The sequence below is a fragment of the Pedobacter sp. ASV12 genome, from assembly GCF_016429155.1.
Classification (GTDB): Bacteria; Bacteroidota; Bacteroidia; order Sphingobacteriales; family Sphingobacteriaceae; genus Pedobacter.
The window spans coordinates 1-452 of the sequence record NZ_JAELUC010000299.1 but is presented as its reverse complement, the minus strand read 5'-3'; the positions used below and the strand labels follow the sequence as shown (position 1 = coordinate 452).

Here is a 452-nt window from a genome sequence, read left to right as displayed (position 1 = left end):
GCTCGGAGATGTGTATAAGAGACAGATATTGCGCAAAATAACTCTGCAACAGATTCGATTGAGGTGATTATAGGCCAGGAAGTGGCCAAACTGATGAAGCAACCTGGCTACACTGCGGTTTCCGGGGTAATCTATCTCAACGGTAAGGCGCATCATTTCCATTTTGGCCAGTTGCAAAATGGCAAGAAGCCAAACAATCATACGCTGTATGAAATAGGTTCCATTACAAAAACCTATACGGGCCTGTTGCTTGCACAAGCGGTTAACGACCACAAAATCGGCCTCGACGACGATGTAAGGACTTATCTTGATGGCCAATATCCAAACCTGGTTTTAAGTGGCGGACGGCTGTCTCTTATACACATCTGACGCTGCCGACGAACCACGACATGGGGGGGGGGGGGGGGGGGGGGGGGGGGGGGAGAGGGGGGGGGGGGGGGGGGGGGGGGGGG

At 53.3% G+C, this 452-nt stretch carries 1 protein-coding gene; it reads left to right on the top strand.

The window, feature by feature from the left end:
• Positions 1-93 precede the first annotated feature (93 nt).
• On the top strand, positions 94-369 hold the full coding sequence (locus tag JHD69_RS21595) for a serine hydrolase (protein WP_370583544.1): 276 nt from the start codon (positions 94-96) through the stop codon (positions 367-369).
• Positions 370-452: the final 83 nt, after the last annotated feature.